Source organism: Bacillus cereus group sp. MYBK79-1 (assembly GCF_051915365.1).
Lineage (GTDB): Bacteria > Bacillota > Bacilli > Bacillales > Bacillaceae_G > Bacillus_A.
Genome location: NZ_JBQAEO010000012.1, coordinates 130030 through 141553, shown reverse-complemented (window position 1 = coordinate 141553; position 11524 = coordinate 130030). Strand labels below are relative to the sequence as shown.

The following is an 11524-nucleotide window of genomic DNA, read 5'->3' as shown; positions in this document are numbered from 1 at the left end:
AGTTTGTCTAGCATCTAAAAATAAAAATTGACGTTTCACGTTGTTTGTTTCGTTCAGTTTTCAAAGAACTACTTGGTCGCTCATTTGCGACTTCCTTATGTTAACATCTTCATTTTTCAATGTCAACTAAGTTTTTCATTTTCTTTTTGCCGTTTTCTGCGTTTCCGCATCAGCGACGGTTATTAATATATCATGCAGCACATAAAGGGTCAATACTTTTTATAAAAAAATTTCACATCCCGTTCAAACTTTAAAAACATGTTCCAAAAATTATTAAAGTCCCACTTCATTCTTCATCACATTCCGTATTTCCTATTTTATCACTTTAGCACGTTTCTGAACGAGTGAAAATTCTAAATTTTATGTTATATTATTGTTATAGGAGCGTGGTGAGAATGAGCATTAAGTATTCAAACAAAATCAATAAAATCCGGACCTTTGCATTAAGTTTAGTATTTATCGGCCTCTTCATTGCATACTTAGGTGTCTTTTTCCGTGAAAACATTATTATTATGACAACATTTATGATGGTTGGCTTTTTAGCTGTTATCGCTAGTACTGTAGTTTACTTTTGGATTGGCATGTTATCCACTAAAACTGTACAAATTATTTGTCCAAGCTGCGATAAGCCAACCAAAATGCTCGGCCGTGTCGACGCATGTATGCATTGCAACCAACCTTTAACAATGGATCGAAATCTAGAAGGAAAAGAATTTGATGAGAAATATAATAAGAAGAGCTATAAATCATAGGCATATATGAGTACAGTAAGGATAATGTAGCCTTACAAAACTAAACATTAAAAGGTGATTTCTTAACCAAGAAATCACCTTTTGTATTTACCCTTAATTAAATTAGGTTCTTCACTGAACATTTTAAATCCCCCTGAACCTAACGTAATTCCCATATATAATAAAGAAAGAGGTTGACGTAAAGCCGTCAGCCTCTTTCTTTATTATATATTACGCCTTATGACACTCTGGACAAACGCCATAAATTTCTAAGCGATGACTATTAATAACGAAGCCTGTCGTTTTCGCAGCTTCTTCTTCAAGTTGTTCCAAACCCCCATAAGGAAAATCAACAATCTTACCACATTTTTCGCAAATCACATGATAATGTTGACTTGTAACGTAATCAAATCTACTTGAAGCGTCTCCATAAGTTAATTCCTTTACAAGTCCAACCTCTTTAAATACACGTAAGTTATTATAGACAGTTGCAACACTCATATTTGGAAACTTACCTTCTAATGCTTTATAAATGTCATCCGCTGTTGGGTGCGTCATTGATTCCACAAGGTACTCTAAAATAGCATGACGCTGTGGAGTAATGCGTACACCCGTATTTTTCAGCATTTCTAGCGCTTCTTTTAATTCTTCTTTGACCACCGTCATGCACCCCGATTCTATACGGATTATTATTTTATAATTCTTATAAAGAGTGTACTCCTTTTCTTATAAATCGTCAATATTTCTACTATAAGTATGTGGTTTATTTTTGTATATAGCCTTATTCTTATATATCCTTCCCCATTTTCTATACATTTACATAGAAAAAAGTGCGACATAATCGCACTTGGAATACTATCATCTGAGGAGGTATGCCCTACACTTCACTTTATGTAAGACGATAAAATATGTATAGACACTCGCCTTACTTATATATATTTATCTCCACAATGGATTTACTTTATATAAGAAAGAACATCTTCAATATGTCCCTTCACTTTCACTTTACGCCATTCTTTTACAAGCTCACCGTCTTTATTAATAAGGAATGTAGAACGTTCGATTCCCATATACTCTTTCCCAAAGTTCTTTTTCAATTTCCAAACATCGTACAATTCTGCCACCTTATGATCTTCATCTACTAAAAGTACAAATGGAAGCTCATGCTTCTCAATAAATTTCAGATGTCTGTTCGCTGAATCAGGGCTTACACCAAGAATAACTGTATCTTTCTCTTGAAATAATCCATATGCATCTCGAAAATCACACGCTTCAGTTGTACACCCTGGAGTCATATCTTTCGGATAAAAATATAGAACTACATTTTTACCACGAAAATCAGCTAAGCGAATTTGTTCCCCGCTACTTCCCTCTAATGTAAATTCTGGAGCCATTTCTCCTACTGTGATCATTGTTATCACTCCTACTCTTTTCTTTTAACTATATCAAATGCTATCTTATTTTTCATTGTCTATTACAGACCTCATTACAAAAGCAAACGGCAATGTATATCCAATTAACGCTTCTGCAATCGCAATCCATCTCCCTATTCCAATCGGAGCTATATCACCGTACCCAACGGACAATAAAGTAACTGCGCTAAAATATAAGCAAATTTCAACAAGTTGAAAAGATTGAGCATGCAAGCTTTCTCCATCTTCTTTCAAAACTGCAAAGCCCATTTCTTCTAATACAACATAACTTAACCCAAACGCAATCAGTACCGTTGTATAAATTAAAAATAAGGAGGCTAAATTATATAACGAAAAGAAACGCCTAGAATCTGAATATGAACTCCATAACAATTGGACACTTCTCAAAATAGCAATTGCTGCAATTAATAGAATAAATCCCCATAACATGTCCTCCACCTCATTCTATATGTATGAGATGGCCATTGGATTTATCCCTTAGAAACAAACAAGCTTCTATAATTAATTCCCAGCACCACGGTACCTTTTTACCCCTTGATTCCAAAGAGTGATTGCAATCGTAAAACAGATAACACCAACGAATGGTGTTGCAAACGCATAGCTATTCCACTCTGTTTTCCTTAAAAAGTATGCTGCCGGATACACTCCGACAAACGCAAATGGTAAAACAAACGTTAAAATGAAGCGAATCACACGGTTATAAATATTAACAGGATAGCGACCATAGTTACCTATGTTATACATTAGCGGCATAATTGAACTTTTCGCATCCGACCAAAAACCAAGGCTCGCAAGCGTAACAAATATCCCTCCATATACAAGTGCGCCCCCTCCTACCATTAGTAAGAATAAGAAGAAATCGTACCAGTAAAAAGATAATTGCAGCTCCACTGCTGCATATCCCATTACAATTATTCCTGTAATCGCTCCAATTAAAGATTCAAGTTCCATTCTTTCTAATATAATTTGAAATAAACTATGAATCGGTCTCGTTAATATACGATCCATCTCTCCTTTAATAATGTAACGATCATTAAAATCCCATATGTTAAAGAAAGCTGAGAAAATGGCAAACGGTACTAAAAAGAAACCATAAATAAAGATTACTTCTTCTCGACTCCAGCCTTTTAATGCTTGTGTATGCCCAAACACAACGAGAATAAAGATTAAATTAACAGCCTGTAGTGATAAATCAGAAAGTAATCCAACGATAAAATCGCCCCGATACTCCAATTTTGTTTTTATATATTGGCTTGCATATTGCAAAAATAAGTTTATATACATCATCTCATCATCCCCCTTGTACAATTAGACGTTTTCTCGCGGTTCTCCACATGAGTACAATTGGAATAATAAGTACAATTGCCCAAATTACTTGGAATAATAATGCCTCATACAATTTACTTCCTTGTATACCTTCTGAAAAAATCATACTCGGAATATAACTAATGGCCTGAAACGGTAAAAATACCATTGCCTTCTGAGCCCACAACGGATAAAAACTAATTGGTAATAATAGACCTGAAAATAAATCAATAACAACACGTTTTGCATACATAATTCCACTATTATTAAATAGGAAGAACGTGAGCATCCCCGTCATTAAATTAATTTGTGTATTAATAATAAAACTAAATATTAAAGATAAGAAGAAATATAACCACGTTTGAAAATTCGTTGTAATTTGCAATGAAAATAATAGGGTGACAATAACCATACCCGGGATTGAAAAGAAGGCAAAGCGAAATATCCCTTCACCAAGACCTTGCATCACTTTCATTCCTAAATAGTTATATGGACGAATCAGTTCTACCGCTACACGTCCTTCTTGAATCTCCATCGCAATTTCCCTGTCTATATTATTAAAATAAAACGCACGTGCCATCCACGCAATTGCGATATACGTAGTCATTTGTGAAATAGATAAACTTTCAATATTCTCTTTTCCACTATAAATTGCTTGCCATAAAAAATAATACGCACCGATATTAATTGTATAAATTAAAATCCCGCTATAATAGTTTGTACGATACGCAAGCATCATTAAAAAGCGAATCCGAATCATTTCAATGTACTTACCCATGTTTAATACCTTCTTCATAAATGTTACGAATAATTTCCTCTGTAGACACTTCGTTAATTTTTAAATCTTTAATTTGAAAGGCTTGTACTACTTTAGAAATAAGCATTGAAATGATAACTTCTTCATTCGGTATTTTTGCAATCCACGCGTTTTCCTCTTTCGCTTTCGACCAAACGACATGACTATCTGGCATAACCATTGATAAATCCTGATAGGAAACTGGTGCAATAAATTGAAAATGTATTTCCTTCTCTGCTCCCCACTGCGTACGAAGATTATTTAAAGAACCGTCATACATAATATTTCCTTCATCCAGCATGATAACGCGCTCACATAAAGCTTCAATATCCGTAATATCATGAGTTGTTAATAAAATTGTTGTTTTATAACGTTCATTCATTTCTTTTAAAAATTCACGTATTTTCAATTTCACAAGTACATCTAAACCAATTGTTGGTTCATCTAAAAATAATAACGGCGGATTATGAATTAATGCAGCCGCTAATTCACAACGCATTCTTTGACCTAGAGATAACTTTCGCACTGGCTTATCTAATAAAGGCCCAATGTCTAACGTTTCAATCACGTGCTCCATATGTTCTTTATACTGAGCGTCTGATACACCGTACACTTTTTTTAATAAACGAAACGATTCTTGTACAGCAATGTCCCACCAAAGCTGTGAGCGTTGACCGAAAACAACACCAATTGTTCTTACAAATTCTTCTCTCTGCTTATGTGGGTTCATCCCATTTACTAAAATGTCTCCTGATGTCGGAGTCAAAATCCCCGTAAGCATTTTAATTGTTGTTGATTTACCGGCACCATTCTCACCAATATACCCAACCATTTCACCTTGTTTCACAGTAAAAGATACGTCATTTACTGCTGGTACTATTTTATAATTACGATTTAATAAATCGCGAAATGCACCCTTTAAACCCGGACGACTTGAATAGGCTGTAAATTCTTTACGTAACCCTTGTACCTCAATTACCGATTTCATAACCGGACCCCCTTCCTAAATGTCACAACGAATAGTTTACCCAACTGCCTTCTCTATCACAAACAATACGTCTTTTCGAAAAACATGTTAGAATAATACATAGATTTTTGTAAGGAGATGAATGGTAGTGAAATTCACAAAGTCAGAAGCATTACATAAAGAAGCTTTAGAACATATCGTTGGCGGCGTTAATAGTCCTTCTCGTTCTTTCAAAGCAGTTGGCGGCGGCGCTCCTGTTGCTATGGAACGTGGAAAAGGTGCTTATTTCTGGGATGTAGATGGAAATAAATATATCGATTATTTAGCAGCATACGGTCCTATTATTACTGGACATGCTCACCCGCACATTACAAAAGCAATTACAACAGCTGCTGAAAATGGTGTACTTTACGGAACACCAACAGCACTAGAAGTAAAGTTTGCAAAAATGTTAAAAGAAGCAATGCCTGCATTAGATAAAGTCCGTTTCGTAAACTCTGGTACTGAAGCAGTAATGACAACAATTCGTGTCGCTCGCGCTTACACAGGCCGCACAAAAATTATGAAATTTGCTGGTTGTTACCACGGTCATTCTGATTTAGTACTTGTAGCTGCTGGATCTGGTCCTTCTACTCTAGGAATTCCTGACTCCGCTGGTGTACCACAAAGTATCGCACAAGAAGTTATTACCGTTCCATTTAATAATGTAGAAACTTTAAAAGAAGCATTAGATAAATGGGGACATGAAGTAGCAGCTATCCTTGTAGAACCGATTGTTGGAAACTTCGGTATTGTAGAGCCAAAACCTGGCTTCCTTGAGAAAGTAAATGAACTTGTTCATGAAGCTGGCGCACTAGTAATTTATGATGAAGTTATTACTGCTTTCCGCTTCATGTACGGCGGTGCTCAAGACTTACTTGGCGTAACACCAGACTTAACAGCGCTTGGTAAAGTTATTGGCGGCGGACTTCCGATCGGTGCTTATGGTGGTAAAAAAGAAATTATGGAACAAGTTGCCCCACTCGGACCTGCATATCAAGCTGGTACAATGGCAGGAAATCCCGCTTCTATGGCATCTGGTATTGCTTGTCTAGAAGTTCTTCAACAAGAAGGGCTTTATGAGAAATTAGATGACCTTGGTGCAATGCTTGAAAAAGGAATTTTAGAGCAAGCAGCAAAACATAATATCGATATTACATTAAACCGTCTAAAAGGTGCTTTAACTGTATACTTCACAACAAATACAATTGAAGATTACGATGCAGCACAAGATACAGATGGTGAAATGTTCGGTAAATTCTTCAAGCTTATGCTTCAAGAAGGAGTTAACTTAGCACCTTCTAAATACGAAGCATGGTTCTTAACGACAGAACATACAAAAGAAGATATTGAATATACAATCGAAGCTGTAGGCAGAGCATTTGCTGCTTTAGCAGACAATAAATAATCCCGTCATTAAAAGGAAAAAAGAAAGCACATCTTTCTTTTTTCCTTTTTTCTATTTCATAAATCCCTTATTAATAGTATAATTATTCATAATTATCTGTTTAATTTTCTTTTATATCCTTACTATCTTTGTATACAAGGCTGCTCACGCCTTAAATAGTAAGATTATTCAAACTTCAATAAGAGGGGGGATTGACGGATGCTCAATAAAACAAATACATGGACACCGTCTTTATTTCGAGGTTATAAAAATGCAGAACACGATGCGTGTGGAATCGTTTCCGTTATGGAGAAACGAAAAATTCCTACAAAAGAAAACATTGACCTTTGTATACAATCACTCGTCAAAATGAATCATCGGGCTGGCTTCATTAATGGTGAAGGAGATGGTATCGGCATTCACATTGATATCCCAAAAGCACTTTGGAGTGAAAAACTAAAAAGTAGCGGATATAATCCAACGATCGTGGATCATCCCCACTTTATCGTTGGACATTTTTTTCTAAACAAAAACGCAAATGTAGTTAATTTAAAAAATCATATTCGTACACAACTAAACAACGAAAACTTTGCAATTCTTTTCGAAAGTGACAATGTAATAAACTCCGATGCACTCGGTCCACTTGGTAAACAAGAAGAACCTTTATTTTGGCAAGTTGCCCTTATCGCTGAAAATGCAGTTAAAAATATCGAGCAAACATTATTTTCAGTAACGATAAGAATAGAGGAAAACGAAGCGATTCATGTTGCTTCCTTAAGTCGTGATCATGTTGTATATAAAGTTCTAGGTGCTGGGGATACACTTGTTGCCTATTACAATGATTTACAACACCCACTTATCGCTTCAACTATGACACTAGGACATAACCGCTATTCTACTAATACATTATCTAATTTTTTTCGTGTACAACCATTTAGCGTTCTCGGACATAATGGTGAAATTAACACAATTGCAAAATTACGCGATCAAGCTAACATGATTCATGTTCCACTTACTGCTGGGGGCAGTGACTCCCAAGATTTAAACCGCACCTTAGAAACTCTACTTGTTCAATACGACTACAGTTTATTTGAAGCAATGGATATACTATTCCCACCAATTATTAATGAAATTAAACTTTATGAACCGCATTTACAAGATTTATATACGTATATACGTGAGGCATGGGGCCATTTTGCGCAAGGTCCAGCTGGCATTATTTCACGTTATAAAGATGAAGCTGTTTTCAGCGTTGATTCCCTTGGACTACGACCAGTATGGAAAGTAGAGACAGCGAGTTCTTATGTTTTCTCTTCTGAACCTGGAGTTGTATCACCAACTGAATATGTAGCAGAACCGAAACCACTTGCTCCTGGAGAAAAGGTCGGATTAAAATGGAATGAACAAGATGAACTTGTTCTTTATGAATATGACAAATACCAAACCCAAGTATACGAACGTTTTAAAAAGCGAGTTGATACTAAAGATTATCATTTAAACTTATCTATCCCTGAAACGAAAGAAGTCCCAGGATTATGTGATTCTATGCAAGTTGAAACGAAGCAATACGTTGCTTTTGGATGGGACCGAGAACATATTCAGCTTCTTGAACAGATGGCAACAAAAGGCGTTGAGCCCATTCGCTCACTTGGGCATGACTCACCACTTGCCGCACTCGATGCCGATAGACGAAATATCGCTGACTTCATTAAGGAAAGTGTAGCTGTTGTTACAAATCCAGCAATCGATCGCGATCGAGAGGTCGAACACTTCTCCACACGAACGATACTTGGAGAACGCCCAAGTTTATTAAGTGGTGCTAAACAACCATTTGTAGTTGAGATGCTTTCCCCAATTATTTTAGAAGGAAGTGTAGCACAATCTATTGTAGAGGAATTACACACAATTACGTACGAACAACTTATAGAGCTATTCAATACTCATAGCTCTATCGCTACAATCTCTGCTACATTCAGTCCGGCTGAAACTCTACAACACGCCTTAAATCGAATTAGTTCTGAAGCGATAACCGCCGTGAACGATGGAGCTTCCCTATTATTAATAGACGATGCCAACGCTCATCTAAATGGACAGTTATGGATTGATCCGCATTTAGTTACCGCTAAAGTACATCAAGTATTAAGTGAAAATAAATTACGCCGAAACTGCTCTCTCGTTATACGTTCCGGTGCCCTTCGCTCCTTACATGATATCGTCACACTGTATGGATTAGGAGCAGATAGTATGAATCCATATTTATTATTTGCAACCGTAAATGATGGGACAAAAACACCCATTACGAATTTATATCATGCACTTAATAAAGGACTAGAGAAAGTCATTTCAACAATTGGAATTCATGAATTACGCGGTTACGGTCGCCTCTATTCTTCTATCGGATTACATGAGGAAATCGCAAACATATTACAAATTACGAATTTCTTCGGTTCAAATAATTTAGCTTTCTCTCTCGAGTCACTTGCTGAAGACGCAAAAATACGAGCAGATGATTATAACAACCCTAAAGTTAGAATGCGAAAATCTTTTCATATATTCCCGCGAATTTGGAAAGCAATCGGTGATGTCGCAAAAGGAAACTCTTATGATGATTACCGTGACAAGTTAAGTGAATTAGAAGAAAATAACCCAATCGCAATTAGACACCTTGTTCAAATGAAAGAAACAAAACATATCGTTCCGGCTGAGGAAGTGTCTATCAGCATTCAAAATCATGATTTACCATTTATTATTAGTTCCATGTCATTCGGTTCTCAAAATGAAGTTGCCTTTCGTTCATATGCAGAAGCGGCCGATCAGCTAAATATGATTAGCTTGAACGGTGAAGGCGGCGAAATTAAAGATATGATCGGAAAATATCCACATACACGTGGACAACAAGTTGCATCTGGGCGATTTGGCGTAAACGCCGAACTATTAAATTCATCAAACTTAATTGAAATAAAAATCGGGCAAGGAGCAAAGCCTGGTGAAGGCGGACATTTGCCAGGCTCAAAAGTAACAGCAAAAATAGCTGAAGCACGTAATGCTACAATTGGCTCAGATCTAATTTCACCTTCTAACAACCATGATATTTATTCCATTGAAGATTTGGCTCAAATGATTACAGAAATTAAAACGGCTAATCAACTTGCGAAAGTAGCTGTAAAAGTCCCTGTCGTCCCTAACATTGGAACAATTGCTGTCGGTATCGCAAAAGCTGGTGCTGACTTTATTAACATTAGCGGATTTGATGGTGGTACAGGTGCCGCACGTATTCACGCCTTGCAACATGTAGGCCTTCCTGTAGAAATTGGTGTGAAAGCCGCTCACAATGCTTTATTAGAAGCAAATATGAGACATAAGGTAGAAATTTGGGCTGACGGTGGTATTCGAAGTGTTAATGATGCCTTGAAAATCATGCTCCTTGGGGCAAATCGTATTGGATTTGGTACATTATCCATGATTGCAATTGGCTGTACAACTTGCCGCGGGTGTCATCTAGATACTTGTCACGTTGGAATTGCAACACAAATTGAATCTGAAGCTCAGGCGAAAGAACACGGATTACGCCGCTTCGTCCCGCGTGAATTAGAAAGCGCCGTTGCTGGATTATTACATTTATTCACCACTTTTGGCGTAGAACTAAAGCGATTAACAGGAAATCTTGGTTATACAAATTTACAAGAAATTGTCGGGCGGTCCGATTTATTAGAACAAGTTCGAGGTGAAAATTTATTAGACTTATGTAATTTACTACAAACGATAGAACATCCATCTGTTACAAACACGGAACAAATGCCTGAGAAACAATTTGAAACAGTTCATTCCCCTCATTCAAAAGAATTAGTAGGCGTTGGCGTAGAGCAACGCGTTATGGGCGGGCTAGAATCTTGCTATCGCGTTCGTAGTAAATTATATGAAGACACGAAGCTTGAACCACTTACATTAAAGTATACGAATGGCTCTATTCCTGGAAATGGATTAGGCGCTTACAATAGTGAGAACTTATTTATACACGTAAATGGCGGCGCACAAGATGGTATTGGTAAAACCTCCTTTGGTGGTGGTATTTATATAACGAAAGCAAAAGGAAAAGACGGCATATATTATAACGGTTCTGTCGGAAAAGGTTTTGGATATGGTGCACAAAAAGGAGCGCTATACGTTCAAGGTAACGCCGATGCTCGCGCTGGCATTCGCCTCTCTGGAGCAGACATGATAATTGGAGGGCGCATGACAAAGCCACTCCGTGAAAAAGAACAAGGAAATATAGGTGCATACTCTAATATTAAAGGTTTCGCTTTTGAATATATGACAAATGGGCGAGCGCTTGTTTTAGGGGATCCTGGTCCATGGATTTGTGCTGGTATGACTGGCGGTGTTGTTTATTTACGTCATGATGCAAACTCGGGTTTAACAGAACAGGCCTTAAAAAGAAGAATCGCAAAAGGGGCAAATGTTACATTACAACCAATTAGTAAAAACGGCGTGCAAGATGTGACTGAGTTATTGCTAGATTATATTCGTGTATTAAATGAGCATGAGCAATACGAGGAAGTTGCTTTATTAACACCGTTACTCGATGATATGCAGCACCAGTTTTTTGAAATTATCCCGAAAAAAGAGCAAGCTGACCCATCTATCTCAACAGAGTGATATAGCTAACTTTCATTTTCAAGAATAAATTGACGAAGTACACTTCTCATAGTAATCTATAGTAACAATTTGAAACCTGCTGAAATTCAGCAGGTTTTTTTACTAAAAATTGATGTTTAAAAAGAATTAGGAAAAAGTATAAATGTATCTTAATTTCTTATTAACGTCACTAAAATATCACTTGCTAACATATTGTAATGAATGTATAGT

The 11524-nt window shown here is 36.7% G+C and carries 9 protein-coding genes; 3 read left to right on the top strand and 6 right to left on the bottom strand.

The genetic code is table 11. The annotated features are described in order from the left end of the window. The first annotated feature begins 395 nt into the window (after positions 1–395). Positions 396–752, top strand: coding sequence for a YgzB family protein (locus ACTFOB_RS19085; protein WP_000025063.1), 357 nt, complete (start codon positions 396–398; stop codon positions 750–752). Between the two features lie 210 nt (positions 753–962). Here ACTFOB_RS19085 and perR read toward each other — a convergent pair whose 3' ends face one another. The 6 genes from perR to ACTFOB_RS19055 all read right to left on the bottom strand — a co-directional run bounded on the left by perR (position 963) and on the right by ACTFOB_RS19055 (position 5253). Beyond that, entirely contained in the window at positions 963–1391 is a 429-nt protein-coding gene (gene perR / locus ACTFOB_RS19080) for a peroxide-responsive transcriptional repressor PerR (protein ID WP_000237831.1), read from the bottom strand. 296 nt (positions 1392–1687) lie between these two features. Then, positions 1688–2143, bottom strand: coding sequence for a thioredoxin-dependent thiol peroxidase (gene bcp / locus ACTFOB_RS19075; protein WP_151631818.1), 456 nt, complete (start codon positions 2141–2143; stop codon positions 1688–1690). Positions 2144–2188: 45 nt separating this feature from the next. Then, positions 2189–2593 (bottom strand): potassium channel family protein, encoded by a 405-nt coding sequence (locus tag ACTFOB_RS19070; protein ID WP_000964347.1) that lies wholly within the window; start codon positions 2591–2593, stop codon positions 2189–2191. 72 nt (positions 2594–2665) lie between these two features. Then, positions 2666–3451, bottom strand: coding sequence for an ABC transporter permease (locus tag ACTFOB_RS19065; RefSeq protein WP_071724344.1), 786 nt, complete (start codon positions 3449–3451; stop codon positions 2666–2668). Between the two features lie 4 nt (positions 3452–3455). Then, the gene (locus ACTFOB_RS19060; protein WP_000521523.1) at positions 3456–4247 is read right to left on the bottom strand and encodes an ABC transporter permease; all 792 of its coding nucleotides are present in this window, start codon (positions 4245–4247) and stop codon (positions 3456–3458) included. Next, positions 4240–5253: an ABC transporter ATP-binding protein gene (locus ACTFOB_RS19055; RefSeq protein WP_440029427.1), complete on the bottom strand. Its 1014-nt coding sequence runs from the start codon at positions 5251–5253 to the stop codon at positions 4240–4242. The genes ACTFOB_RS19060 and ACTFOB_RS19055 overlap by 8 nt, the downstream gene beginning before the upstream one ends. Positions 5254–5374: 121 nt before the next feature. Between ACTFOB_RS19055 and hemL the strand changes: the two genes are divergently transcribed. Both hemL and ACTFOB_RS19045 read left to right on the top strand, forming a co-directional pair. Beyond that, positions 5375–6679 carry a glutamate-1-semialdehyde-2,1-aminomutase gene (hemL, locus tag ACTFOB_RS19050; protein ID WP_151631824.1) on the top strand — a complete coding sequence of 435 codons (1305 nt, stop codon included), beginning with the start codon at positions 5375–5377 and terminating at the stop codon, positions 6677–6679. Positions 6680–6877: 198 nt separating this feature from the next. Then, a complete protein-coding gene (locus tag ACTFOB_RS19045; RefSeq protein ID WP_440029430.1) occupies positions 6878–11314 on the top strand; it encodes a glutamate synthase-related protein in 4437 nt (1478 codons plus the stop codon). Positions 11315–11524: the final 210 nt, after the last annotated feature.

Coding starts and splice junctions, on each gene's coding strand:
- bcp (WP_151631818.1), bottom strand. CDS start 2,143: ATGATCACAGTAGGAGAAATGGCTCCAGAATTTACATTAGAGGGAAGT.
- ACTFOB_RS19060 (WP_000521523.1), bottom strand. CDS start 4,247: ATGGGTAAGTACATTGAAATGATTCGGATTCGCTTTTTAATGATGCTT.
- hemL (WP_151631824.1), top strand. CDS start 5,375: ATGGTAGTGAAATTCACAAAGTCAGAAGCATTACATAAAGAAGCTTTA.
- ACTFOB_RS19070 (WP_000964347.1), bottom strand. CDS start 2,593: ATGTTATGGGGATTTATTCTATTAATTGCAGCAATTGCTATTTTGAGA.
- ACTFOB_RS19085 (WP_000025063.1), top strand. CDS start 396: ATGAGCATTAAGTATTCAAACAAAATCAATAAAATCCGGACCTTTGCA.
- ACTFOB_RS19065 (WP_071724344.1), bottom strand. CDS start 3,451: ATGATGTATATAAACTTATTTTTGCAATATGCAAGCCAATATATAAAA.
- ACTFOB_RS19045 (WP_440029430.1), top strand. CDS start 6,878: ATGCTCAATAAAACAAATACATGGACACCGTCTTTATTTCGAGGTTAT.
- ACTFOB_RS19055 (WP_440029427.1), bottom strand. CDS start 5,253: ATGAAATCGGTAATTGAGGTACAAGGGTTACGTAAAGAATTTACAGCC.